Here is a 24,377-nt window from a genome sequence, read left to right on the forward strand (position 1 = left end):
GTATCGCAGGCATCATGGAGTCAGCGCGAGAATCCGGGCACCGGGTCCTGGCTGACCGGACCCAGCAACCAGGAACCCCACTCGGGGAGATGCGGCCTGGCTTCGCGCTCGCCGGGCAGCGGCAGTTCGGTGTTGCGCGCCAGTGGCTGCACCAGGCGCGGGGTGACGATGATCACCAGCTCCTTGTCCTGACGCTTGTAATCGAAGTTGCGGAAGAACGAGCCGATGATCGGCAGGTCGCCCAGCAGCGGAATCTTGCTGACGTTGGAGACGATGTTGGAGCTGACCAGGCCCCCGATGACGAAACTCTCGCCATCACCCAGCTCGACGGTGGTGTCGGCGCGGCGGGTGGTGATCGAGGGAATCTGCACGTTGTTGAGCACAATGGCATTGCTGTAGTCCAGGTCGCTCGCTTCGGGCGCTACCTTCAGCGCGATGCGGTTCGCTGCCAGCACGGTCGGGGTCACCGTCAGGCCGATGCCGAACGGCTTGTAGGTGATGGTGGTGGTGCCAAGCCCCTGCGGTTCCAGGATCGGCAGTTCGCCACCGGCCAGGAAACTGGCGCTCTGCCCGGACAGCGCCACCAGCGTCGGCTCGGCCAGTACGCGGGCCATGCCATTGGCCTGCAGCAGTTCGACATCGGCGTTCCACAGCCCCTTGGTCGAGCCGAAAACAAGGCGGAATGCCGAGGAAATCGGCGAGACGGCCTCGTTGCTGCTGTTGCCTTCCTTCATGCCGGGCAGCAGGCCGGTGTTGCCCGGCAACCCGGTGCCGGGCCGCGCGAAGCCGTAGGCGAAGCCGCCGTTGCGGTTCTGGAAGTTGATGCCGATCTGCTTCATCGCGGTCTTGTTGAACTCGACCACCTTGACCTCGACCTGGACCACACCGCCGCTGCTGATGGTGGACGTATCGGCAAGCGCACCTTCCTTGCCCAGTGCCATCGCCGCCGTGCGTTGTTCCTGCATGTGCGAGAGCACGCTGTCAGTGCTTCCCTGCAAAAGGCCCTGCTGGTCCTGCTGGGTGAACACCAGATCGTTGCCGCCGGTGCTGGCCGCACCCTGTACGGCGCTCTGCACCCGTACTGTCACCCGTTGCGGCTCGGCCTGCTTGCGGTGCCACAGCAGCAGGGTGGTGGTGCCGGGCATCCTGCCCACCAGCAGCGCCTGGCGCTGGCCGCGCAGCATCACGATGTCGGCAACGCCGGGGTCGGCAATGGCCACCCGTTCCAGGTCGGCCGGCAGGTTCCAGGGACGCTGCTCACGGGCCTGCAGCACCAGGTCATCGGCGGCCACGCTCGTTGCCGGTGCCAGCAGCACCAGCATCAGGGCCAGCCACCGCTGGCGGGGAGAAAGGCGTGGACGGCGGCGACGTTCGGTCATGGATGCGCTCGATGCAGGTCAAAGGGAGCCACGGGGGGCGGAACTGTCGCCACGGATGATCTCGATACCCGAAGCGCGCGGGGCGCTGCGACGGGGCGCCGGCGCACGCGCGGGTGCATCCGCGTTGCTGCGTGGCGGGGCACTGCCGCGGCCGGCCAGCGCGTCGCCGTCGATACCGGCGAAGGCATGGTTCTCCGGGCGCTGCAGTGCCAGCTGCTGCTCTGCGTCGAGCCCACGCAGCGGATCGATCACGCCGCGCGACTGAGGGAACAGTGCGAGGTCGGGCAGGCCCGTATCAGCGGGATTGCGCAGCGCCAGGAACAGCTTGCCCTGCTGCGCACCCAGCAGCAGTCGATTGGCGTCGGCCACCGGTACCGCCAGCACCGCGCTGCGCGCGGGTTGCGGGGCTTCATTGCTGCTGTGGCTGCTGCCACTGCCGGTGATGTCGGACGCGCGCGGGTCGTTGCGGGTGTCGGCCTCGCTATTGGAGGTGGCTTCCGAGGCGACCGGCGCGATGTCCTGCTGCCCATAGCTCAGCACGCGCAGGCGCGACAGCAGCAGGCGCGTCTGCGCGGCTTCGGCGGGGCTGTTGATGCCGGGCTGGGCATTGCGCAGGTTGAGGAAGACGTCGACGAAGTCACCGGGAAGGATGCGGTTGCCGGCACCAACCAGTTCGTCCACGGGCACGGCCAGTGCGCGCTCGCCCGGCCGCAGCTGCAGCGAGAAGCCCTGTGCCAATGCGCTGCTGCTGATCGGGCTGCCTTCGGCGATGTCCTGCACCGGCACCTTGCCGACCACGGCGGCGATGCTGGTGGCGGCACCGGCGACGGGGGAGGTGCGCTGGGCCAGGCGCAGGTCGTTGGCGCTGATCGGCTCGCCCGCGGGCAGGCGCGCCACGGCTTCCACCACCGTGATGGCCTGCACTTCGTTGTGCGCGATCGGCGCGGCCGTGACCGGTGCGGCCGGTTTGCGCCCGATCATGAAGGCGATCAGCGCCAGCAGCACGGCCAGGCCGATCAGGGCGACGGCAGCGATGCGGGTCAACTTGAGCATGGAACCGTCTCCAAAATACCGGTCATCAGTTGCCGCTGCCGAGATCGAGCTGGGCGACCGCGACGCTGCGGATGGGAGCCTGCATCACCCACTTGTAGAGCGTGGCGGTGCCGGGCAGGAAGGGATGGCTGGCGTAGTCGTAGCTGACTGTCACGGTCATGCACTGGGCCGTGGCCAGGCCGGCGCAGGGCGCCTGCGCGGACACCACGATGGCATTGCTGCCCCCCGCGCTGCAGTCCACGTTCTGCTTGGAGAACTGCAGCAGCCATTGCATCGAGGTGCGTGCGGCGACGCAGGCGGCGGTGCGCCGTTCGCCGGCCGTGCCGTAGCGCAGCGAGGCGCGCGCACCTTCGGCCGAGGCGGTGGCCAGGGTCTGCTGCGCTGCCATGATCATCACCCCGGAGAAGGTGAACAGCAGCAGCGGCAACAGGCCGAGCATCAGCATCAGGGCGAACTCGATGCTGGCGACGCCGCGTTGCCGGCGCGGGCTGCGGATGTTCATGGTGCACCTCCGTTGATGCTTGCCAGCACCCAGCCGATGGCGGCGAGTGCGAGGTAGGCGGCATAGGGAATGCCACGTCGTCCCTGGCGTGCGGCCTGCATGTCGCGCAGGGCCGGATGCGCGTGCCATTGCGTGCTGGTGCGATTCACCTGCATCTGCAGGTGCCCGGGCAGCAACACGCCCAGGCGCCGGCCCGCCAGCACCAGCACGGCGTGCAACCCGGCGGCGAGGCTGGCGACCAGCCAGACCGGCAGCAGCGCCTGCCAGCCCAGCATCAGCCCCAGCACGGCAAAGAACTTCACGTCGCCGGCGCCCATCCAGCGCAGGGCATAGAACGGCAGCAGCGCCAACAGGCCGAGCGCCGCGCCGGCAACGTGGGGCAGCCACGGCTGGCGCGGCGCACTGAACTGGCCGAAGACGATCACCACGGTGGCGATCACGCAAGCGGCGATCAGCCAGGCGTTGGGCACCCGACGGGCATACAGATCACTGATCGCGATCCGCAGGCATACGCCGATGGCCAACAATCCCAGCAGTGTCATCGCACACTCCGTCGTCCGTCACTGGACGGTCTTCGCCTGGTTCCATGCGCCCCACCGTCGCGGCTCTGCCGGCCGCGCGCGGTCGCCGCTCAGGTCGTCGAGCCCGACGCCTTGGTGGCCAGTGCGGAGAGGTTCTTGAACAGCGTTTCGAAGAACCCCTTGATCTGGTCGTTGCCGACCGCGATCAGGACACCAGCGATGACGGCAGCCAGCAGCCCGTACTCGAGCGCGGTGACACCGTCTTCTTCCTTCAGGAATTTGCGGATCGATGCGTTCATGACCAATGTCTCCCTCTACCTGTCTGCGGATGCAGTACACCTGCGTTGGGCGGTGGCCCGGCTCCGCCGGGATCGTCCGTGGGCCTCCGCGCGTCCTGGCGGAGGAGGCACGGCGGGATGGGCCCGCTGTGCTCAAGCAGGGTGATCGTCTCCAGGCAGGCCGCCAGCCGCACGGTCGCGACCGCTCGGCCCGGGGCCGGTGGTCGAGGCATCCAATGATGCGTGCGTGGTCATGCTGTCCCCCTGGGTGCGGCCGGATCAGTTGGCCGGATCACCGTGCTATCGACTTTGCCTGAATGGAAGTTGGCTGCAACAGGAACCTATATGCAAATTCGGCAGAAACCCCGCGATGCTGAAAATTTCAGGCCGTTTCTGTGACGAGAATCCGTTCGAAGGCAAAACGATTCATGGTCGTGCAGATTATGTGATTTCCATTTTCCGGCGCATGCGAAGACCGTGCCAATGGCGCCGACATTTTCTTCATCTGTGTATCTTTTTTCTTCATTGCAGCCCGCGGGTTTACCTTCGCCGATTATCGGGCATACTCGCATTCAAGCTGTTGCATTTCCATGGTTGGCCGCATCGGAGCCGATGCGGCCTGCACGACAACGGAAGTGGTTTCTGGATCGCTGCGCGCCCTGTCAGGCAGTGGGGGCCGCATCGCATGGCGGATCAACGGGGGACAACACTGTCATGGTCGATGGTGGGGTAGGAGACAGCGGCGACAGCGGCCTGCGGTCGATAGACCTGGCCACGCTGAGCGGCGTGCTTCGTGTCTGTGATGTCGAACTGCTGCTGCTCGATGGCAATGGGCCACGTGCGGCATTCGCTTCGCGCGTGCACGAGGAAGCCCTGTTCTGCAGCATCAGCTGCGGTTTCCACTGCCGCGGCCGTTTCATGCTGCCGCCGGACTGGGCGATGCTCGGGTACCTGCACGCCACCGATGAGACGCTGAGCTGGTGCCATGGCGTACCGCTCACGCCGGGGATGGCGTTGACGATCATGCCGGAAGGCATCAGTGAGTTCACCCTGAGCCCAGGCACGCACATGACCCTGATGCTGCTGCCGGTGGCACGGGTGCAGCGCAAGCTGACCGAACTGAGCCTGCGCAGCACGCCTCCCGCTGGCCAGGCACTGTCACTGTTCAATCTGGCCAGCGAAGGCACGCCGTTGGCACGCCACTACCAGCAGCTGCACCTGCAGCTGGGGCAGGGTGCAGGCCTGCAGCCGGAAGAAACTGAAACCCTGCTGCACGAGCATGTGCAGGCCCTTCTGGGTGCCGGTGCGGCGGATCGCCCGGGTTGCAGCCGTGCACGGCGTACGCATTATCTGATCGCACAGCGGGCAGAGAACTTCATGCGGCTCAACCTGCGCCGCAATATCTACATGAATGAAATCTGCGATGCGGCTGGGGTCAGCGAGCGCGGCCTGCGTTATGCGTTCGAGGACCTGTTTGGAACCTCGCCCAACCGGTATCTCTCCATGCTGCGCCTGTGCGCGGCCTGCCGCAGCCTGTCGATGGCCGATTCCAGCCGTCGCTCGGTGAAAGCCATCGCCCTCAGCTGCGGCCTGTGGGATCTTTCGCGCTTCGCCGACAATTACCGCAAGGTATTCGGCGAACTGCCGCGCGATACCCTGATGCGCGCGCCCGCGCAGATCGGCCAGCCGGCCTGAGCCAAGCCCCGCAAGGGTTTTCGCGGCATTCGTGCCGGAATTGCACATCCGCTTGCCGATCATGTTGCCGCTTCTGCATAAACGGCTGCCGATTCCGGCCGTGGATTTGCCGGAATGCGCGATTGCCGTGCCGGATTGAAGTGCGCCGCCACCGTTGCAACCGCTGAAATGTCAGTCACCTGCCTAACGGCAAGTCCACTGACATTCCAGTTGTTCGCCTACGGGGGAAATGCTCATGAACCGCATCTACCGGCGTGTATGGAACCGCCAGCTCAATGCTCTGGTTGTGGCCTCGGAACTGGCCACCGGCGACAGCGGCGGCGGCGCCGCACGCGATCCGCGCGCCTTCCTGCTGATGCCCACCGCGCTGGCCCTGGCACTGCTGTGCGCGCTGGCCAGCGGCCACGCAGGGGCATCGGAAACCAATCAGTCGCTGCGCGACCTGCAAGCGCTTGCGGCGAAGTATGCGCAGCCGATGCCGGTCAAGGTCGATGCGGAAGTGGCCTTGGCTGCCGCCGCGCGACAGGCGCAGAGCAGCCCCGCGATCAGTCCGGACGCTCGCCTGGGCCTGCAGTTGAACACCACATCGCTGCCGGTGGTGCGTGACGTATTGCCGGCCGCCGTGCAGGTGAAGCTGGCAGCGAACACCACGCCGAAGCAGGTGGCCGTGCCGGCGCTGGCGGCCGATGTACGCGCCACTGTCGGCCTGGGCAACACTGCGATCAAGGCGGCACAGGTGGATGCATCGCTGGCAGCGCACGTTGCGCCGGGCGCGCAGGCGCCGCTGGGCGTGGCTGCCGATGCGCGCGCCAGGGCCAAGGTCGGCATCGCTGGCCATCAGGTCGCTTCGATCGATTCGGGTGCCCAGGCGGCAGCGGGCCTCAGCGGTTCGTCCCTGAAGGCCTCTGTCGACGGCGACACCGACGCGCATCTGGCGGTGGCTGGCCATCACATCGAGGGGCAGGGCCAGGCCCGGGCGACGGCGGCGGTCACGCCGCCGGCCAAGGAGGAACTGCCGGGTGACACGCATGATCGCGCCATCAGTGCCGCGTTCGATGCCGGCGCCGCGGGCAAGGTGCGCGTGCAGGCGCCGGACGGCCAGGAAGTAGTCGCCGATCGCAACCTGAAGCTGGCCGGGCAGGCAACCGTAGCCGCGCAGCACAGCGCGCTGGGCGTCGGCGGTCTGGTGGGCGGAGCAGTGGATGCTGTCGGCGGGACGCTTCACGGTGCCGCGGGTGCGGTCGGTAGCACGGTGGGTGGTGCGCTGAACGGCACCGTTGGCACGGTTGGCGGCGCAGTGGGCGGCGCTCTGAACGGTACTGTCGGAACAGTCGGTGGCGCAGTGGGCGGTGCACTCAACGGCACAGTCGGCGCGGTCGGCGGTGCAGTGGGTGGCACGCTCAACAACGCGGTAGGCGCAGTCGGTGGTGCGGTTGGCGGTGCACTGAACGGCACGGTAGGCACGGTCGGTGGCGCAGTGGGCGGCGCTCTGAACGGTACTGTCGGAACAGTCGGTGGCGCAGTGGGCGGTGCACTCAACGGCACAGTCGGCGCGGTCGGCGGTGCAGTGGGCGGCACGCTCAACAACACAGTCGGCGTGGTCGGTGGTGCAGTTGGCGGTGCACTGAACGGCACGGCAGGCACAGTTGGCGGCGCCGTGAGCGGCGCGCTCAACAACACGGTCGGTGCGGTCGGTGGTGCTGTGGGCGGAGCTCTGAACGGCACCGTTGGCCAGGTCGGCAGCGCAGTGGGCGGTACGCTCAACAACACGGTCGGCGCAGTCGGTGGTGCAGTTGGCGGTGCTCTGAACGGCACGGTCGGCACAGTTGGCGGCGCAGTCGGCGGTGCACTGAACGGCACCGTCGGTACCGTCGGCGGTGCGGTGGGCGGAGCTCTGAACGGCACCGTTGGCCAGGTCGGCGGCGCCGTGGGTGGCGCTCTGAACGGGACTGTCGGTACGGTCGGCGGTGCAGTGGGCGGCACGCTCAACAACACGGTAGGCGCAGTCGGTGGCGCTCTGAACGGCACTGTCGGTACCGTCGGCAGTGCGGTGGGTGGCGCACTGAACGGCACTGTCGGCCAGGTCGGCGGTGCAGTGGGCGGCACGCTCAACAACACGGTGGGCGCAGTCGGTGGCGCATTGAACGGTACTGTCGGTACCGTCGGCAGTGCGGTGGGTGGCGCTCTGAACGGCACCGTCGGCCAGGTTGGCAGCGCGGTGGGCGGCACGCTTAGCAATACCGTCGGCACGGTCGGTGGTGCAGTGGGCGGCATTCTCAACGGCACCACCGGTAGCCCCGGCACAGGCCTGGGCGGTGTGCTGGGAAGCACGCTGGGCAACGTCGGCAGCGCGGTGGGCAACCTGCTCAACGGCAATCTCAATGGCACTGTCGGCAACCTGGGCAGCGCCGTGGGTGGCCTGGTGGGAGGCACGCTGGGCAGTCTCGGCCTGACCCAGCCGTCGGCGATCCCGCCGACCAGCCCGAAGGCACCGGCGCCGGCCGACCCGAATGCCGGCCTGATCATCGGCACCGGTGGCCTGGTCGGCAATGTCGGCCAGCTGATCGGGCCGACCACCACCAGCCTGTTCGGCGGCAATGGCTACCTGAGCAATGGCAATCTCAAGCTCAGCAATGCCAACGTGATGCAGACCTATTCGACGGTCAATGTGCTGGGCCTGCCGGTGGTGAACCTGTCGCCGGTCGGCAGCACGCTCAACGGTCTGGGCGGCGCGGCCACGGGCGGCAGCTCGCACCTGACCCTGATCGGTGGCGTCACTTCCGACAGCTACATCTACAACATCAACAACGGCAATCCGGGTGGCCTGCTGGGCCTGCTGCTGCCGAAGGATTCCCCGGCCTGGGCGGCCAAGTGCCTGGACATCGCGCTGGCCGACATCTCCTGCTGGGCCGTCAACGCCGCGCAGGACTACCAGGTGCTGATGGGCGATGGCGCCTTCGCCAACGGCTCGAAGGAAGTGGTGATCGGCGCCAACGCACGCCATGAACTGCCGAAGGTCGATGCCAATGTCGCCTTCCCCGGTGATGGCGTGAACGATCCCAGCAACCCGACCGGCGTGCCGACGGCCGACTATGCCGCGCGCATGGGCCATTCGGTGATCGTCGGCGACAGTGCCGTCGGCACCGCCAACGGGCAGACCCTGCTGGGTGCCGAGTCCACCTCCAACCAGGCCAACTCGGTCGCGCTGGGCTACCGCTCGGCCGCACTGCGTGGCGCGCAGGCCAGCTACAGTGCCTACGGCCTCACGGCGCCGCAGGTCTCGGCCGGTGAAGTATCGGTGGGCACCGCCGGTGGGGGCGAGCGCCAGATCACCAACGTGGCTGCGGGCAGCGGCAACACCGACGCGGTCAACGTGGCGCAGTTGAAGGGCGCGATCAGCCTGATCAACGGCGTGGCGGATGCTGCGGTGACCTACGATCTGGACGCCGGCGGCAATCCGAACTATCGACGGGTCACCCTCGGCGCAGGCACCGGCACCACCACCATCGGCAATCTCGCCGCCGGTGCGGTCACCGCGGGCAGCCTCGAGGCCGTCAACGGTGGCCAGCTGGCGGCAACGAACAGCGCGATCGCCAGCTTCTTCGGTGGTCGTGCAGCCTTTGACCCGGCCAGCGGCATCTTCACCGCACCGCTGTTCGAGATCAGCACGATCTCCACCACCGGCGCCATCGCCCAGGGCCTGTACACCAACGCCACCGATGCCTTCGCGGCGGTGGATGGTTCGCTGGTCAACCTCAACACGCAGATCACCGATATCCGCAACGGCGGTACCAAGTACCTGCGGGTGAACTCGACCGGTACCGAGGCCGTGGCCAGCGGCGCCGATTCGATCGCGGTCGGCACCAATGCGCGGGCGACGGCAGCCAACAGCATCGCAGTGGGTGCGGGAAGCCTTGCCGATCGTGCCAACACGGTTTCCATCGGTGCCGCTGGCGCAGAGCGTCAGGTCATCAACGTGGCGGCCGGTACCGCGGCCACCGATGCGGTCAACGTGGGACAGCTGCAGGCCTCGGAGCAGGGGGCACTGCGCTATGACCTCAACGCCGATGGCAGCGTCAACTATGCCAGCGCCACGCTGGGCCAGGCCGGCACCGCCACCACGCTGCGCAATCTCGGCCCGGGCCAGGTCAGCGCCACCAGCAGCGAGGCCATCAACGGGGCCCAGCTGTTCGCCGCCAACCAGGCTGTGGCCACCCACCTCGGCGGTGGTGCTGCGGTCAGCGCCAGCGGCGTGCTGACCGCACCGACGTACTCGATCAACAACGTCGCCGCCAACGGCACCGTGACCAAGGGCAGCTACAACGACGTCGGCACCGCCTTCGATGCGGTCAGCAACTCGCTGGCCAACGTTGCCGACCAGACCGGCGAGATCGACAAGCTGGCCGTGAAATACGATGTCGACGGCAGTGGCAACGTGCTCAACAGCGTGACGCTGACGGGCACCGGTACCGGTGCGGTGAAGATCACCAACGTCGCCGCCGGCAGCATCCTGGCCGGCAGCAGCGACGCCATCACCGGCGACCAGCTGTTCAGCACCCACAGCACCATCGCCAACTACTTCGGCGGCACCACTGCCTACAACGGCACCACCAACGCGTGGACCGCGCCGACGTTCAGCATTTCCAGCATCGCCACCGATGGCACCTTCACCAGCGGCGATTACAACAACGTCACCGCCGCTTTCACTGCCGTCGATGGCTCGCTGAAGGTCCTCAACCAGCGCATCACCAACGGTGGCGGTGGCAGTGCCTACCTGGCGGTGAACTCGACGGCGGCCGCAGCCACCGCGGCCGGTGCGGAAGCGGTGGCGGTCGGCCCGCAGGCCAGTGCAGCCGGTGCCAACAGCGTGGCGGTCGGCAACGGTGCCAGCAGCAGTGCCGGCAACAGCGTGGCGCTGGGTGCCGGTTCGGTGGCCAGCGTTGGCGCACAGAGCGGCTATACCGGCGCCTACGGCCAGACCGGTGCCAGCAACTCGGCCGGTGAGGTCTCGGTCGGCAGCAGCGGCAGCGAGCGCAAGATCACCCACGTTGCCGACGGCTCGGACACCTACGACGCAACCAATGTCGGCCAGCTGAAGAACGGCGTGAATTACGCCATCGACGAGTCGAAGAAGTACACCGACCAGAAGATCCAGAACATCACCAACGTGGCGGGCAGCTTCCGCGCCAACAACACCAACAACCTGGCCGATCCGTCCGCCAGCGGCGCCAACTCCGCCGCCGGTGGTGCAGGCTCCACTGCCGCCGGTGCCAACTCGACCGCGCTCGGCAATGGTTCACAGGCGCAGGCCGACAACTCGGTGGCATTGGGTGCAGGTTCGGTGGCGAACCGGGGCAACACGGTCTCGGTGGGTGCCAGCGGCGCCGAACGCCAGGTGGTCAACGTGGCCGACGGCTCGCAGGCCACCGACGCGGTCAACGTGCGCCAGCTGCAGGCCTCGCAGCAGGGCACCATCCGCTACGACACCACGGTGAACGGTGCGACCAACTACAACAGCGTCACCCTGGGCAGCACCAGCAGCGGCCCGACCACGGTGCGCAACGTTGCCGCTGGCACCGCCGGTACCGACGCGGTCAACGTGGATCAGCTGAAGTCGGGCATGGCGCAGACCCTGGACTGGTCCAAGGCCTACACCGACGAGCGCATGGGTGGCTTCGAGCGCGACCTGCGCAAGACCGACAACCGTGCTTCGGCCGGTATCGCCTCGGCGATGGCCACCGCAGCGCTGCCGCAGCCCAGCGAGGCGGGCCGCAGCATGGCCTCGATCGCGGCTGGCAGCTACAACGGCGAATCGGGCGTGGCGCTGGGCATCTCCGGTGTCTCCGAAGGCGGGCGCTGGATCTACAAGTTCAGCGGTTCGACCAACAGCCGTGGCGAGGCCGGCGTGGCCGTCGGTGCCGGCATCCAGTGGTGATCCCCGCCGCCGGGCCGCACCCGCGGCCCGGCATCGCGGAAACGTCTACAGGGGGAATGACATGAAACAGCATCGCATCGCCCGCGCCGGCCAACATGCCGCTACGCTGGGCCTGATCCTGGGGATGGGCCTGCTGGCCGCCTGCCGCAGCCATGCGCCGGCCACCGACGGTCCCGTCGAAGCCACCGCCGTGCAGTTCCCGGAGGCCTCCAGGGCCTCGTTGAAGGAAGGCATCTATCCGGACGTCGCCGACCTGCGCCGCTTCGCGCCGGGCATGAGCAAGCGGCAGTTGTACACGCTGCTGGGCACGCCGCATTTCAATGAAGGCATGTGGGGCGTGCGCGAGTGGAACTACCTGTTCAACTTCCGCACCGCGCAAGGTGCGGAGTATTTCACCTGCCAGTTCCAGGTCCGCTTTGACAGCAAGGGCATTGCCCAGGCGGGTTACTGGAAGCCGGAATCGTGCGCGGCCGTGCTGGAGCCGCCGCGGCCACCGGTCCCGCCGGCACCGGCACCGGCACCGCTGCCGGAACAGCCGCTGCGGCTGTCGGCCGACGCGTTGTTCGGCTTCGACAGCGCGGTGCTGAGCGCGGAAGGGCAGCAGGCGGTGCAGGGCATCCTGGCGCAGGTACGCGAAGCCGCACAGGTGCAGTCGATCAGGGTGACCGGCTATACCGACCGTATCGGCAGCGCCAGCTACAACCAGTCGCTGTCGCAGCGCCGCGCCGAGGCCGTGCGCAGCGCGCTGGTGCAGGGCGGCGTGCCTGCGGCCAGCATCAGCGCCGAAGGACGCGGCGCGGCTGAGCCGATCGTGCAGTGCGGGCAGCGCAACCGGCGCGAGCTGATTGCCTGCCTGGCGCCGAACCGGCGCGTGCAGATCGCCGGGATGGCACAGCCACGTTGACCCTCCTGCGCCGGGGCGGTGCCCCGGCATCCCGAGTCCCCCCTGACCGCCGGCAGGCGTGGCAACGTCTCCCCCGTCGTCCACACCTGCCTGCGGCTCAGGTCTTCAAACGGTGCACGCGATGAATGCCCAATTCCTGCCACTCTCCATGAAGACGGAAGCTACGCTCAGCGTGTACGGCCAGCTCGGCAACCATGCCGTGGTGCGCATCCCGGGCCGGCGCCTGCCCGGCCTGATCCTGCAGGCCGATACCGTGGCAGGGTTCCTGGCCCAGCTGCAGGAAGCACAGGCCTGCCTGCGCAGCGGCCGCGCACAGCGCACCGACGCCGAGCTGGACATGCTGATCGACGTGCTGCAGCAGTGGTACGCCTTGATCGAATCGCGCCTGGCCGACGCCGGCGAGGCGCTGTAAAGAAAAAGGGGACGGAGGGGATTAAGTCGTTTCCTGCACACGCGGGGCAAGAACGACTTAATCCCCTCCGTCCCCTTTTCCTACGCGCGGGCGCGGACCAGCCAGCAGGCGGCATCCACGCGTACGCGGTCGCCTTCGATGAACGGCGCGAATGCAGCCAGCGCCTGGTGGCGAAGCACGGCGGCACGGGCTTCCGGCATTGAGCGCAGGGCCAGCCCCAACGGGCCCAGCTGGCCGACATAGGTGGGCAGGTCTTCGCGGGCGATCGAGCAGGGCAGGTCTACCGCAACCACCTCCACATCCTTCCAACCGGCGGCCCGCACAAGCCGCTGTACCTGCCCGCCGTCGGCAAAGGCGAACTGTCCCGGCGCGCCGGGTACCCGGGGCGGCAGATCCAGTGCATCGCCGATGGCGCGCTCGGCCGTGGTCATGAATGGATTCTCGTCGGCACTGCGCCAAGCGATGAAGCGCAGCCCAGCGCCGGGTGTCGCGGCACGATGCAGGTTGGCGAACGCGGCCTGGCTGTCCTCGAAGAACATCACGCCCAGCCGCGACTGGATCCAGTCGAAGTGCGCGGACGGCAGAGGATGGCGCTGCGCGTCTGCCACGATGAAGTCCGCGTCCAGTCCCGCAGCCTCGGCGCGCTGGCGGGCCAGCGCCAGCATCGGCGCGGAGATGTCCAGGCCGGTGCTGTGTGTCGCCGGGCGTGCGGCGGCTGATGCCAGCAGGCTGGCACCGGTACCGCAGCCTACATCCAGCAGTTGCGTGACGGTCTCCGGAAGTTCGGCCACCAGCAGGTCGGCCATGGGCTGGAACAGGCCATCGAGAATGGCCTGCTGCGCAACCCAGACCTGGCCGCCAGGACCGTTCCACAGGGCGCTCTGATCAACGGGGGGTGTACGGGTCATGGTCTTGCCTTGCAGGGAAGTCGCCCATAGGTTGGCGCTTGAAGGTCACTTGAGGTCAAGCCCGTGCGTGAACTGGATATCGGCGAAGTGGTCAAGCGCAGTGGCGTGCCGGCCTCGACCCTGCGTTACTACGAACAGCTTGGGCTGCTGCAGGCAGTGGGCCGTCGCGGCCTGCGCCGGCAGTACGACGAGCAGGTGCTGGAGCGGCTGGCACTGGTCGGCCTGGGCCAGGCGGCCGGGCTGTCGCTGCAGCAGATCGGCGCATCGCTGCCGCCGCAGCGCGGATGCCTTACGCTGGATCGTGAGGCCCTGCTGGCGCAGGCTGATGTGCTGCAGCGGCAGATCATCCAGCTGCAACGGGTACGCCGGCACCTGCAACGTGCGGCGGCCTGCCCGCAGGCAGAGGATGCCCGGAAGTGCGGCTCGTTCCGGAAGCTGCTGCGGGCACAGCAGCGCATGGCGGGTGGGTGAGAGAAGCGTATCCACGCATGGCGTGAATCCACTGCAGCACGACCTCGGCAGATCCACGCCCTGCGTGGATGAATCAGTCGCGGGTGCTGACTTCCCACGTGGCATGCAGCACCCCCGGCACGTGCTCCATCCGTGCCAGCACCAGATCCAGCTCGTCGGCACTGACCGCAGTACTGACCAGCACCGCGATCACGTCGGTAGGCGCGTCGGCATGCTCGACCACCTGCACATCGCCCACCGGATACTGCGCGGCCTCCAGCGCATCGACCAGTCGCTCGCGCACCCGCGGTACGGCTTCGGCATCCACGCTCAGGCGCACTTCGTAGGTGGCTTCGGTCGCCGCCTCGTTGATCGGGATGCGGTTGATCGCATTCACCAGCGGCCGCAGCAGCGTGTTGCCGGCGATGATCAGCACGGTCAGCAGCACGCCCTCGGCCAGCATGTCCGCGCCGGTGCAGCTGCCGACCGCCGCCGAGCACCACAGGGTGGCGGCGGTGTTCAGGCCGCGCACGTTCATGCCTTCCTTCATGATCACGCCGGCGCCGAGGAAGCCGACACCGGAGACCACGTAGGAGATCACCCGTACCGCCTCGGCGCTGCCGGCGATGCGCATGCCCAGGTCGACGAAGGCGGCGGCGCCCACTGCCACCAGCACGTTGGTGCGCAGGCCGGCGGTGCGTTGCCGGTACTGGCGCTCGGCGCCGATCAGCGTGCCCAGCACGAAGGCGGCCAGCAGGCTGACCACGGTGTCGGCGAAGGGACCGGCCTGGAAGGTCTCAATGAAGCGCATGGCCGGAGTCTACCCGGTCGAGGTGACAGTAGATCCACGCCATGCGCGGATTTCGAAAGCGTCAGAAACGACTTAATCCCCTCCGTCCCCTTTTTGCGGGGTCAGTCCGTGTCGTCGACGCGCTCGCCCATCAGTTCGCGCTGGCGCTTGTCCAGTTCCTCGGCGTAGCGCTTGCGGACGAAGGCTTCAGAGACCACGCCCAGGACCTGGCCGTCGGCGCCGACCACGGCCAGTTCATCGGCCTGGGTCTGGTCGAAGCGCTGCATCACGCTGACCACGTCCGCGGCCGGTGACAGTGACACGTCCCGGTTCTCGGCCAGCTCGCCGATCATGGTCTCCGGCTTCACGCCGTCGCCGTAGACGCGCGGAATCTGCACGATGCCTGCGTAATGGCCTTCGCTGTCGATCAGGATCACCCGGCTGCCCGAACCCAGCGGGAAGCGCTGGCGGAACGTGGCGGCATCGAGATCGGCCGGCGCGGTAGCCACGCCCTTGCGCATCAGCCGGCCGGCGTTGAGGTTCTGCACCCAGCCCACGTCGCGTGCGCTCTTGATGGTCTCGCCGCGCAGGTGCATGCGCCAGGTCGAGAACGAATAACCGAACCACTGCCGTACCAGCGTGCTGGAGACCAGCACCGCACTCATCACCACGCTGGTCAGCAGGAAGTCGTGGGTGCCTTCCAGCACCAGCATGGCCATGGTCATCGGTGCGCCGACCACGGCGGCGGCCAACGCTGCCATGCCAGCCAGCGCGGCGGACGTGGCATCGATCACCGGCACACCAGTGGCCATCGCCAGCAGGCCGGCGAACAGGGCGCCGACCAGGGTGCCCATGAACAACGAGGCGAAGAACAGGCCGCCGCGGAAACCAAACCCGAGCGAGATGCCCGAGGCCAGGCACTTCAGGGTCAGCAGGCCGCCGATCCAGATCAGCGGCAGGTGCGTGGTCAGGTCCAGGTGCAGCGCGCCATGGCCGGACGACAGCACCTGCGGGCTGGCCAGGGCCAGCGGAATCAGCAGCAGGCCGCCCACCACCGGCCGACCCCAGGCAGGCAGCGGGCTGCGCTTGACCGTGCCTTCGATCGAGGCGATCAGCCGCATCACCGCGATGCCGACCATCGCGCAGCAGCAGCCAAGCAGGCCGTAAATGGCGTAGTCGGCGGCGCGGACATCAATCGTCGAGGCAGCCGGCAGCAGGTAGGGCTCGATGCCGGCCTGGTCGGCCACGAATGCACCTGCCAGCGCGGCCACCGCCACTGGCGCCAGTGCGGCCGGGGTGTAGGCGCCGATGACGATCTCGAAGGCGTAGAACGCACCGGCCAGTGGCGCCCCGAAGGCGGCCGCGATGGCACCGGCGGCACCGGCGCCGACCAGGATGCGCACGTCGTTGCGGCGCAGGCGCATCACCCTGCCCAGCTGCGAGCCGCTGCCCGCTCCCATCTGCGTATACGAAGCCTCCAGCCCGACCGAGGCGCCGCAGCCATTGGACAGCAGGGTCTGGGTCAGCACGATGAGGTTGTCGCGCATCGACATGCGCCCGCCATGCAGGGCATTGGCTTCGACCGCATCGAGCAGGGGCCGCTTGAGCCGGGTCGCGGCCAGGCTGACCAGGCCGACCAGCAGGCCACCCAGCGGCAGCACCAGCAGTGCGGTCCAGGTCAGCGCGGGCAGGGAGCTCAGGCGCATGCCGTCGTCGAGCCCGTACAGGGTGCCCTGCAGCCAGCGTGCGATGCCGGACTGCAGCAGGGTCAGGTAGCCGGCGATCAGGCCGACCAGCAGGGCAAGCGCGATGAACCACAGGTCGCTGCCGCGCAGGCGCAGGCGCAGGCCCTGGAAGGCCAGATGCAGGCGCGATGGCGAAACAGGCAGTGACATGGTGGCGGCATGATACGCCGCCACCGTGGTCGCCGCCGTCACTGCATCGGGCGGTTACCGCGTCAGAAGCGGTAGCGGCCCTGCACGTAGAAGGTGCGTGGCGCAGCCACCATGCGGCCGGCGTTGCCATCGACGTTGCGGGTGTACCAGCGCTTGTCGGTCAGGTTGTTCACGCCCAGCGCGATCTCGCTGTCGTCCAGCCCCGGCACCTGCCAGGCCACCTGCGCGTTCCACAGGCGCACGCCCGGCACGCGGCCCACGCGCGCGTCAGCGGTTTCTTCCCAGGTGTTGGCGGCATCGGAGAACTGGCCGCTCTGGTGGGTGCTGGAGACATTGAAGGTCCAGCCGGCCAGTGCGTAGCGGGCGCCGACGCTGTCGGTGTCGCGCGAGTAGAAGGGCACGTCCAGGCCGCGGTTGTCACCGGACTGCTGGATCGCCTGGGTCCAGGTGTAGTTGGCGTACAGCTCCAGCCCGGCCAGCGCACTGTCCTCGGCGAAGTGGTACTCCAGCGCGCTCTCCACGCCCTTGTGGTCGGTGGCACCGATGTTCTGGAAGGTCGGCGGGGTGATCCCCGGCACCTGCAGGATCTGGTTGTCGAAGCGCATCTTGAACACGGTCACTTCCGCGCGCAGTGCGCCGTCCTGCCAGCGCGCGCCCAGTTCGGTGGTCTTGGCGATTTCCGGGTTCAGCGGGTTGCTGGCCGTCTGGGAATTGAGCTGGATGTTCTGCACCGGCCCGAACGAGGTGGTGTAGTTGCCGAACACAGTCAGCCGCGGCGTCAGCAGGTAGGCGATGTTGAGCGAGGGCAGGGCCTTGTCGTTGCGGCTGCTGAAGGTCGCCGTGCCACCGGCCTGGCGGCGGTCCATGTCGATCCATTCCATGCGCACGCCCGGGGTGATCCGCCACTGGCCGATCGCGATGCGGTCGTCGATGTAGAACGCATGGGCATCGGTCGCGTTGTCGAAACGGGTGGTGGCACTGGCCACGCCGGTGCGGCGGCTGACGGTGTAGCTGCGGTCGTTGCCGCGCTCGCGCAGGAAGCGGTAGCCGGCGGTGATGTCGTGCACGCTGGCGCCCCAGTGCAGGCGCTGGGTGTAGCGCGGCTCGATGCCAAGCACGCGGTAATCGCGCGGCTGCACGGTCAACTGGGTATTGGCCGTGTTGATCAGCGAGCTGGCGCGGCTGCTTTCGTTGTAATAGGCCAGCACCTCGAACTCGCTGTTGGCCGACAGCGTGTTGGTGTAGCCCAGGTCGATGCCGGTGCGGTGGCCCTTCCAGAAATCGGTGGAGCGGGTGTTCTGGAACGGGTCGGCCTCGTATTGCGCGCGGGTCAGGCCGCCCGGGGTCAGCGAGCGCACATCGTAGTACGACAGCTTGGCACGCAGTTCCTGCTGCGCGTCGATGGCATAGGCGAACTTCAGCGCCAGGTCGTTGAAGCGGTCATCGCTGCCCTGGCGCCAGCCACGCCCGTCCTGGCCGGAGTACAGCAGGGCCGCGCCCAGGCCGTTGTCGCCGGTACCGCCGAGGAAGGCGTTGTACTGGGTGCTGTCACCGCCGCCATGGTCGTAGGCGGTGTAGCGCACGCCCGCTTCGCCGTGCAGGCCTGCCTCGGTGGGAATGGCGCGGGTGCTGAAGTTGATGATGCCGCCCACGTTCTGCGGGCCGTAGCGCACCGCGCCGCCGCCGCGCACCACGTCGATCGATTCGATGTTGGACAGGCTGGTCGGTGCGAACGACAGCTGCGGCTGGCCATACGGCGCTACCGCCAGCGGCACGCCGTCCAGCAGTACGGTCGAGCGTGGCGAGTAGCGCCCGGTCAGGCCGCGCACGCCGATGTTCAGCGAGACCGAGCTGCCGGCCGTACCGGAGTTGTCGGTGACCTGCACGCCGGGGATGCGGCGCATGGCATCGCCGATGCTGGCCGCGCCGCTGGCCTCGATGCGCTGGCGGTCGACCACCGTGCGCGCGCCGGCGAAGCGCTTCACGCTGTCATGCAGGCCGGTACCCAGCCAGCTGCCAGAGACCTGGATGCTGTCGAGCGTGGTAGCGCCGTCCTGGGCGAAGACGCTGGCGGCCGGAAGCAGGCACAGGGTGAGGGCGGCGGCCAGGGGCAGGCGGGCCGGTTGCAGGGCGTGGATGGGCATCGGTGCAGGCTGTGGAAGGTCGTAAATGAGAATTATTGCTGATTCCATTCGCCAATGGAATGCGCGTCGGGTTCATGCCGTTGCCCCGGTGGTAGAGTGGGCGATTGCTTCCTGACTCGCCGAGATCCGCCATGTCCCAAGCCGCCTTCTACCCCGTCGGAACCCCTGGCCAGCCGTGGGGAGCGGCGGAACGGGAGCTGTGGCGTGGCCGCCAGCAGCGCCTGCGTCGCTATGACCAGGAGGTGCTGCCGCGCATCGAAGCGCTTGCCTCGCGTTTCGACAAGGTGGCCTATGGCCAGCTCGACTACGCTGGCGAGACCTATACGTTGTTCGCCCTGCGCAGCCGCGACTGGAACCCGGCGCTGCCCGCCGCGCTGGTTACCGGTGGCGTGCACGGCTATGAGACCAGTGGCGTGATGGGCGCGCTGGAGTTCCTCGAGAAGCACGCCGCCGACTATGCCGGCAAGGCCAACCTGCTGGTGGCGCCGTGCGTGAATCCGTGGGGCTTCGAGCGCATCAACCGCTGGAACTTCGATGCGATCGACCCGAACCGCAACTTCCGCGCCGATGGCCCGGCCCGCGAGTCGACCGCGCTGATCGAGCTGGTTGCACCGATCAAGGGCCAGTTCGTGCTGCACATCGATCTGCACGAGACCACCGACAGTGATGAAAGCGAGTTCCGCCCGGCGCTGGCCGCGCGTGACGGCAAGCCGTTCGAGCCGGGCCTGATTCCGGATGGCTTCTACCTGGTGGATGACAGCGAGGCCCCGCAGCCGGCGTTCCAGCAGGCGGTCATTGCCGCCGTGGAGAAGGTCACCCATATCGCCCCCGCCGACGACAAAGGCGAGATCATCGGTTCGCCGGTGATCGCCCACGGCGTGATCGAGTATCCGCTGGTGAAGCTGGGCCTGTGCGCCGGCATTACCGACGCGAAGTACACCACCACCACCGAGGTCTACCCGGACAGCCCGCGGGCCACCCCGCAGCAGTGCAACGACGCACAGGTGGCAGCGGTGTGCGCGGCACTGGATTACGCGCTCGCCCATCGCTGACAGATAAAAAGGGGACGGAGGGGATTAAGTCGTTTGTGCCCCAGTACCGCCGGGGCACAAACGACTTAATCCCCTCCGTCCCCTTTTTCACCCCAACGCGTCGGCCCACCACAGTGCGGCTGGGCCTGGCGGCGTGTCGCGTCGCCACAGCAGGTCGCTGTGGATGCGCCGCGGCCAGCCCGGCAGCACCAGTTCCACCAGCCGCCCACGGTCATAGCGCTGCACCAGCGCCCGCGGCAGTTCGGCCCAGCCGATGCCGTCCTCGGCCATCTCCATCACCATCAGGTAATCGGTGGCGGTCCACGCGAGGCCGGTGACCAAGCGGGTCTGATCGACTTCCGCGCTCAGGCGCACCTGCCGATGCCGTGCCAGTTGTGCGGCGGCGCGACGCCCGGCGCTGGCCAGCGGGTGTCCGCGCGCCACGTACACCGACAGTTCGCTGTGGTGCGCCAGCGGCCGCGCCACCAGCCCATCGGGATAACGCTCCTGCCTGGGCAGCAGGCCCAGCCCGGCGCGACCACTGCCGACCAGCTCCAGCACGTCCTCGCCTTCGGCATCCAGCCACTCCAGCTCGATCTCCGGGAACGCTTCGGCGAAGCGCTGCAGGATCCGCTGCTCCGGATCCAGCTGGTAGACATCGGAAAACACCACGGTCAGGCGCGGCTCGACCGGCGCGGACAGGCGCACGCTCAACTGCTGCAGGCGCGCATCGGCGGCCAGGATTTCCTGTGCGTGGCCCAGCACCTGGCGCCCGGCCTCGGTCAGCCGCGGGTAGCGCCCGCTGCGGTCGAACAGGCTCACGCCGAGGTCGGCTTCCAGGTGGGCAATGGCGGTGCTGACCGTCGACTGGGTCTTGCCCAGCCGCCGTGCCGCGGCCGAGAACGAGCCCAGCGCGGCGGCTTCCACGAAGGCCTGTAGGGATTCAGGGGAATAGGGCATTGATCCATCGCTCCTGTCGATGGAATCCATTTTGATACCACCGTAAAAGACGATGATACTAACCCCCGTCGCCCCTGTCTGCGAGGGGCGTTCCGGACCCTCCACGCGCGGCGTGGATCCATTGATGAGGCGGCGCGGTCCCCGTCCTGCAAGGAGTTTCACATGTCCCGTACTGTTCCCGCCCGTGGCGCGCTGGTCGCCTGGGCCTGCCTGACCGTGGCGATCGTCGCCGAAGTGGTCGGCACCTCGTTCATGGCCCACGCCGCCCGCGATGGCGGCTGGACCGGTTATCTGATCATGGCCGGTGCGCTGGCGCTGTCCTACTTCTTCCTGGCGCAGTCGGTGCGTCGCATCGCGGTGGGCGTGGCCTACGCGGTGTGGGAAGGCCTGGGCCTGACCCTGCTGACCGTGGTCGGCCTCACCGTGTTCGGCGAGAGCCTGTCACTGCAGCAGCTGGCCGGCCTGGTGCTGGCGGTGGTGGGCATCGTCTGCGTCACCCTCGGGGAGGCACACTGATGAATACCCTGGCTCTGTTTTTCGTGATCTGTTCGGCGCTGATCGATGTCGCCGCGAACATGATGGTGGCCAAGTCGGAAGGCTTCCGCCGCTGGCGCTGGGGTGTCGCTGCGATCGTCATGGTCTGGATCGCCTTCGCCCTGCTGGGCCAGGCGGTGCGTTACATGGACCTGGCCACCGCCTATGCGATGTGGGGTGCGATCGGCGTGATCGGAACCGCCACCTGCGGACGCCTGTTGTTCGGCAACCGCCTGCGTCCGATCGGTTGGATCGGCATCGGTCTGGTCACTGCGGCGGTGCTGCTGCTCAGCACCGCCAAGTAGCAACGGGTCTTTTCGCGGGCGTGGCGGCACCGGTGCGGGCGATTTGCGAAGTCGCCCGCGCTCGCCGACACTGCGGCTTTCCACAAGGAGTGCCCGCATGTTCAGCCACATCACCGTTGGAACGAACGACATGGACGTCGCGCATCGCTTCTACGATGCCCTGTTCGCCGCGATGGGGGCACGTCCGGGTGTGTTCGACGAAAAGGGTCGGCTGCTGTACTTCAAGGATGGGCGGATGTTCGGCGTGACCGCGCCGATCGATGGGCAGCCAGCGTGCCATGCCAACGGCGGCACCATCGGTTTCAGTCTGGGCAGTGCAGAGGCCGTGCGTGCCTGGCAGGAAGCTGGCGTGGCTCACGGTGGTACCGCAATCGAAGATCCGCCCGGCGTCCGCAACATGTCCGGTCGGCAGGTGTTTCTGGCCTATCTGCGTGACCCGGATGGCAACAAGCTGTGTGCGGTGCATGTAATGTCGTGATCGGACAGGATGCGCGTGGCCGCGCCGCGGCCCGCGCGGGCAAGGTTGCGCTCCGGCGCGCGCGTGATAACACGGAATGGTGGGCCGGGCCTGTGACCACAGGCCGCAACTTCATGCTCTGTCCACTGCGGTTCAGCCAGAATCGGTCGGCTAACCCTTTGATCTACCGGAGAACGCCGCCCCATGGATGTACTGGAGCCGCAACAATCCCCGGTGCGCACCCTTCGGCCTGTGTTCGCCTTTGCGGCGATCGTTGTCGTGGTGTTCGCGCTGTTCGTCAGCCTGTTTCCGCTCGGTGCGGGCCGCCTGCTGGTCAAGGCGCAGGACTGGGCCGCACTCAATGTCGGCTGGTACTACCTGCTGGCGATGACCCTGTACCTGGTGTTCGTGGTCGGTGTGGCGCTGTCCAAGTATGGTGGCATCAAGCTCGGCGCCGACCATGATGAGCCGGAGTTCAGCTATCTTTCCTGGGCCGGCATGCTGTTCGCCGCCGGCATCAGCATCACCCTGTTCTTCTTCTGCGTCTCCGAACCGCTGACCCACTACCTGCAGCCGCCGCAGGGCGAACCGGCGGCGGGCGAGGCCGGGGCGCGCCAGGCCATGCAGCTGCTCTTCCTGCACTGGGGCCTGCATGGCTGGGGCGTGTTCGCACTCGCAGCGATGGCGATGGCCTACTTCGCCTATCGCCACAACCTGCCGCTGGCGCTGCGCTCGGCGCTGTATCCGCTGATCGGCAAGCGCATCAACGGGCCGATCGGCTACACCGTGGACGCGCTGGGCATTGTCGCCACCGTATTCGGCATCGGCGCCGACATGGGCTTCGGCGTGCTGCACCTCAACGCGGGCCTGTCGCACCTGTTCAACATCCCGCACTCCAACCTGGTGCAGATCATCCTGGTGGTCAGCATGATGGGCGCGGCGGTGGCCGTCGCGGTTTCAGGCGTGGAGAAGGGCGTGCGCTGGATGGCCAACATCAACATGCTGCTGGCGATCGCGCTGGTGCTGTTCATGCTGTGCGCCGGCCCCACCCAGTACCTGCTGAGTACGCTGATGCAGAACCTGGGCGACTACCTGGGCAGCGTGGTCGGCAAGAGTTTCGATGTGTACGCCTATGGCGGCCGGCCGGAATGGCTGGGCGGTTGGACGGTGTTCTACTGGGCCTGGTGGATCGGCTGGGCGCCGTTCGTCGGCCTGTTCATCGCGCGCATCTCGCGTGGCCGCACCATCCGCGAATTCGTGTTCGGCGTGCTGCTGATCCCGCTGGGCTTCACCCTGGCCTGGCTGTCGATCTTCGGCAACAGCGCGCTGGACCAGGTGCTGCACCACGGCCAGCAGCAGCTGGCGCAGCTGGCGGTGGATGACCCACCGACCGTGCTGTATGCACTGTTGGATGGCTACCCGTGGAGCCGCACGGTGATCGCGGTGACCGTGCTGGTCAGCTTCATCTTCTTCGTGACGTCGGCTGATTCGGGGGCGGTGGTGTTGTCCACGCTGTCCTCGCACGGCGGCGCGCCGGAGGATGATGGTCCGCGCTGGCTGCGCGTGTTCTGGGGCACGGTGATCGCGGTGCTGACCGCCGGGCTGCTGCTGGCCGGCAGCATCGATGCACTGAAATCGGCGGTGGTATTGGCCTCGCTGCCGTTCTCGGCGGTGCTGCTGCTGATGATGTGGGGCCTGACCCGCGCCTTCAGTGACGAATCGCACCGCAAGCGCGCGCTGCAGTACCGGCCCTCGCCGCTGATCGGTGACGATCGCCACCATCAGGGCTGGCGCCAGCGCCTGAGCCAGGCCATGCACTTCCCGGTGCGCGACCAGGTCTACCGCTTCATGGATGACACGGTGAAGCCGGCGATGGAAGCGGTGGCCGAACAGCTGCGCGGGCAGGGCTGGGACGTGGCCACGCGCTTCGAGGCCGGCGACATGGAGCTGACGGTGAACCATGGCGAGCAGCAGGATTTCCTGTACCGGGTGATCCTGAGTGGCTACCTGACCCCGTCGTTCGCCGCGCAGCAGCTGCGCAACCAGCGCTACTACCGCGCGGAAGTGCATCTGTTCGAAGGCAGCCAGGACTACGACCTGGTCGGCTACAGCCGCAAGCAGATCATCAACGACATCATCAGCCAGTACGAACGGCACCTGCAGTTCCTGCACCTGAGCCGGTGATGCGGTGGGTGCGGACCGTTGGTCCGCACACCCCTGCAGA

At 67.7% G+C, this 24,377-nt stretch carries 20 protein-coding genes; 10 read left to right on the forward strand and 10 right to left on the reverse strand.

Annotated features, from left to right (window positions below; all coding sequences use genetic code 11):
* Positions 1–20: 20 nt before the first annotated feature.
* From E5790_RS18505 to E5790_RS18525, 5 genes are all read right to left on the reverse strand, one after another.
* The gene (locus tag E5790_RS18505) at positions 21–1,379 is read right to left on the reverse strand and encodes a type II and III secretion system protein family protein (RefSeq protein ID WP_049440895.1); all 1,359 of its coding nucleotides are present in this window, start codon (positions 1,377–1,379) and stop codon (positions 21–23) included.
* Positions 1,380–1,397: 18 nt separating this feature from the next.
* Complete coding sequence (gene cpaB, locus E5790_RS18510) at positions 1,398–2,432, reverse strand: Flp pilus assembly protein CpaB (RefSeq protein WP_049440892.1); 1,035 nt, start codon at positions 2,430–2,432, stop codon at positions 1,398–1,400.
* Positions 2,433–2,457: 25 nt separating this feature from the next.
* On the reverse strand, positions 2,458–2,934 hold the full coding sequence (locus E5790_RS18515) for a TadE/TadG family type IV pilus assembly protein (RefSeq protein WP_032962550.1): 477 nt from the start codon (positions 2,932–2,934) through the stop codon (positions 2,458–2,460).
* On the reverse strand, positions 2,931–3,476 hold the full coding sequence (locus E5790_RS18520) for a prepilin peptidase (RefSeq protein WP_049440890.1): 546 nt from the start codon (positions 3,474–3,476) through the stop codon (positions 2,931–2,933). Before E5790_RS18520 ends, E5790_RS18515 begins: the two co-directional genes overlap by 4 nt.
* 89 nt (positions 3,477–3,565) lie before the next feature.
* Positions 3,566–3,754, reverse strand: a complete 189-nt coding sequence (locus tag E5790_RS18525) for a Flp family type IVb pilin (RefSeq protein WP_005416979.1) — start codon at positions 3,752–3,754, stop codon at positions 3,566–3,568.
* 693 nt (positions 3,755–4,447) lie between these two features.
* On the opposite strand from E5790_RS18525, the gene E5790_RS18530 reads away from it, so the two are divergent.
* The 4 genes from E5790_RS18530 to E5790_RS18545 all read left to right on the forward strand — a co-directional run bounded on the left by E5790_RS18530 (position 4,448) and on the right by E5790_RS18545 (position 12,679).
* Positions 4,448–5,428: a helix-turn-helix transcriptional regulator gene (locus tag E5790_RS18530; protein WP_032962548.1), complete on the forward strand. Its 981-nt coding sequence runs from the start codon at positions 4,448–4,450 to the stop codon at positions 5,426–5,428.
* Positions 5,429–5,663: 235 nt separating this feature from the next.
* Positions 5,664–11,363: an ESPR-type extended signal peptide-containing protein gene (locus E5790_RS18535; RefSeq protein WP_111205566.1), complete on the forward strand. Its 5,700-nt coding sequence runs from the start codon at positions 5,664–5,666 to the stop codon at positions 11,361–11,363.
* Positions 11,364–11,424: 61 nt separating this feature from the next.
* The gene (locus tag E5790_RS18540; protein WP_111205565.1) at positions 11,425–12,267 is read left to right on the forward strand and encodes an OmpA family protein; all 843 of its coding nucleotides are present in this window, start codon (positions 11,425–11,427) and stop codon (positions 12,265–12,267) included.
* A 121-nt stretch (positions 12,268–12,388) separates the two neighbouring features.
* A complete protein-coding gene (locus tag E5790_RS18545; RefSeq protein WP_014037513.1) occupies positions 12,389–12,679 on the forward strand; it encodes a hypothetical protein in 291 nt (96 codons plus the stop codon).
* A gap of 80 nt (positions 12,680–12,759) precedes the next feature.
* Here the strand turns inward: E5790_RS18545 and E5790_RS18550 are convergent, their stop codons facing one another.
* Positions 12,760–13,587 carry a class I SAM-dependent methyltransferase gene (locus tag E5790_RS18550; RefSeq protein WP_032962545.1) on the reverse strand — a complete coding sequence of 276 codons (828 nt, stop codon included), beginning with the start codon at positions 13,585–13,587 and terminating at the stop codon, positions 12,760–12,762.
* A 63-nt stretch (positions 13,588–13,650) separates the two neighbouring features.
* Between E5790_RS18550 and E5790_RS18555 the strand changes: the two genes are divergently transcribed.
* Positions 13,651–14,058: a MerR family transcriptional regulator gene (locus tag E5790_RS18555; protein ID WP_046431094.1), complete on the forward strand. Its 408-nt coding sequence runs from the start codon at positions 13,651–13,653 to the stop codon at positions 14,056–14,058.
* Between the two features lie 73 nt (positions 14,059–14,131).
* Here the strand turns inward: E5790_RS18555 and E5790_RS18560 are convergent, their stop codons facing one another.
* The 3 genes from E5790_RS18560 to E5790_RS18570 all read right to left on the reverse strand — a co-directional run bounded on the left by E5790_RS18560 (position 14,132) and on the right by E5790_RS18570 (position 18,866).
* Positions 14,132–14,848 carry an MgtC/SapB family protein gene (locus tag E5790_RS18560; protein WP_014647448.1) on the reverse strand — a complete coding sequence of 239 codons (717 nt, stop codon included), beginning with the start codon at positions 14,846–14,848 and terminating at the stop codon, positions 14,132–14,134.
* A 101-nt stretch (positions 14,849–14,949) separates the two neighbouring features.
* Positions 14,950–16,722, reverse strand: coding sequence for a chloride channel protein (locus E5790_RS18565; protein ID WP_051007166.1), 1,773 nt, complete (start codon positions 16,720–16,722; stop codon positions 14,950–14,952).
* Between the two features lie 62 nt (positions 16,723–16,784).
* Positions 16,785–18,866 (reverse strand): TonB-dependent siderophore receptor, encoded by a 2,082-nt coding sequence (locus tag E5790_RS18570; RefSeq protein WP_111205563.1) that lies wholly within the window; start codon positions 18,864–18,866, stop codon positions 16,785–16,787.
* 131 nt (positions 18,867–18,997) lie between these two features.
* Here E5790_RS18570 and E5790_RS18575 point away from each other — a divergent pair, with 131 nt between their 5' ends.
* Complete coding sequence (locus E5790_RS18575; protein WP_111205562.1) at positions 18,998–19,918, forward strand: M14 family metallocarboxypeptidase; 921 nt, start codon at positions 18,998–19,000, stop codon at positions 19,916–19,918.
* 87 nt (positions 19,919–20,005) lie between these two features.
* Here E5790_RS18575 and E5790_RS18580 read toward each other — a convergent pair whose 3' ends face one another.
* Positions 20,006–20,857, reverse strand: coding sequence for a LysR family transcriptional regulator (locus tag E5790_RS18580; protein ID WP_069116473.1), 852 nt, complete (start codon positions 20,855–20,857; stop codon positions 20,006–20,008).
* 162 nt (positions 20,858–21,019) lie between these two features.
* Here E5790_RS18580 and E5790_RS18585 point away from each other — a divergent pair, with 162 nt between their 5' ends.
* The 4 genes from E5790_RS18585 (at position 21,020) to betT (ending at position 24,337) form a co-directional block, all read left to right on the forward strand.
* A complete protein-coding gene (locus E5790_RS18585) occupies positions 21,020–21,373 on the forward strand; it encodes an SMR family transporter (protein ID WP_010485170.1) in 354 nt (117 codons plus the stop codon).
* Positions 21,373–21,696: an SMR family transporter gene (locus E5790_RS18590; RefSeq protein WP_014647443.1), complete on the forward strand. Its 324-nt coding sequence runs from the start codon at positions 21,373–21,375 to the stop codon at positions 21,694–21,696. The genes E5790_RS18585 and E5790_RS18590 overlap by 1 nt, the downstream gene beginning before the upstream one ends.
* Before the next feature lie 97 nt (positions 21,697–21,793).
* A complete protein-coding gene (locus E5790_RS18595) occupies positions 21,794–22,174 on the forward strand; it encodes a VOC family protein (RefSeq protein WP_046431075.1) in 381 nt (126 codons plus the stop codon).
* Positions 22,175–22,357: 183 nt separating this feature from the next.
* Complete coding sequence (betT, locus tag E5790_RS18600; RefSeq protein WP_111205561.1) at positions 22,358–24,337, forward strand: choline BCCT transporter BetT; 1,980 nt, start codon at positions 22,358–22,360, stop codon at positions 24,335–24,337.
* Positions 24,338–24,377: the final 40 nt, after the last annotated feature.

It is taken from the genome of Stenotrophomonas sp. PAMC25021, assembly GCF_004795795.1.
GTDB lineage: Bacteria > Pseudomonadota > Gammaproteobacteria > Xanthomonadales > Xanthomonadaceae > Stenotrophomonas > Stenotrophomonas muris.

Coding starts and splice junctions, on each gene's coding strand:
- E5790_RS18505 (WP_049440895.1), bottom strand. CDS start 1,379: ATGACCGAACGTCGCCGCCGTCCACGCCTTTCTCCCCGCCAGCGGTGG.
- cpaB (WP_049440892.1), bottom strand. CDS start 2,432: ATGCTCAAGTTGACCCGCATCGCTGCCGTCGCCCTGATCGGCCTGGCC.
- E5790_RS18515 (WP_032962550.1), bottom strand. CDS start 2,934: ATGAACATCCGCAGCCCGCGCCGGCAACGCGGCGTCGCCAGCATCGAG.
- E5790_RS18520 (WP_049440890.1), bottom strand. CDS start 3,476: ATGACACTGCTGGGATTGTTGGCCATCGGCGTATGCCTGCGGATCGCG.
- E5790_RS18525 (WP_005416979.1), bottom strand. CDS start 3,754: ATGAACGCATCGATCCGCAAATTCCTGAAGGAAGAAGACGGTGTCACC.
- E5790_RS18530 (WP_032962548.1), top strand. CDS start 4,448: ATGGTCGATGGTGGGGTAGGAGACAGCGGCGACAGCGGCCTGCGGTCG.
- E5790_RS18535 (WP_111205566.1), top strand. CDS start 5,664: ATGAACCGCATCTACCGGCGTGTATGGAACCGCCAGCTCAATGCTCTG.
- E5790_RS18540 (WP_111205565.1), top strand. CDS start 11,425: ATGAAACAGCATCGCATCGCCCGCGCCGGCCAACATGCCGCTACGCTG.
- E5790_RS18545 (WP_014037513.1), top strand. CDS start 12,389: ATGAATGCCCAATTCCTGCCACTCTCCATGAAGACGGAAGCTACGCTC.
- E5790_RS18550 (WP_032962545.1), bottom strand. CDS start 13,587: ATGACCCGTACACCCCCCGTTGATCAGAGCGCCCTGTGGAACGGTCCT.
- E5790_RS18560 (WP_014647448.1), bottom strand. CDS start 14,848: ATGCGCTTCATTGAGACCTTCCAGGCCGGTCCCTTCGCCGACACCGTG.
- E5790_RS18565 (WP_051007166.1), bottom strand. CDS start 16,722: ATGTCACTGCCTGTTTCGCCATCGCGCCTGCATCTGGCCTTCCAGGGC.
- E5790_RS18570 (WP_111205563.1), bottom strand. CDS start 18,866: ATGCCCATCCACGCCCTGCAACCGGCCCGCCTGCCCCTGGCCGCCGCC.
- E5790_RS18575 (WP_111205562.1), top strand. CDS start 18,998: ATGTCCCAAGCCGCCTTCTACCCCGTCGGAACCCCTGGCCAGCCGTGG.
- E5790_RS18580 (WP_069116473.1), bottom strand. CDS start 20,857: ATGCCCTATTCCCCTGAATCCCTACAGGCCTTCGTGGAAGCCGCCGCG.
- E5790_RS18585 (WP_010485170.1), top strand. CDS start 21,020: ATGTCCCGTACTGTTCCCGCCCGTGGCGCGCTGGTCGCCTGGGCCTGC.
- E5790_RS18590 (WP_014647443.1), top strand. CDS start 21,373: ATGAATACCCTGGCTCTGTTTTTCGTGATCTGTTCGGCGCTGATCGAT.
- E5790_RS18595 (WP_046431075.1), top strand. CDS start 21,794: ATGTTCAGCCACATCACCGTTGGAACGAACGACATGGACGTCGCGCAT.
- betT (WP_111205561.1), top strand. CDS start 22,358: ATGGATGTACTGGAGCCGCAACAATCCCCGGTGCGCACCCTTCGGCCT.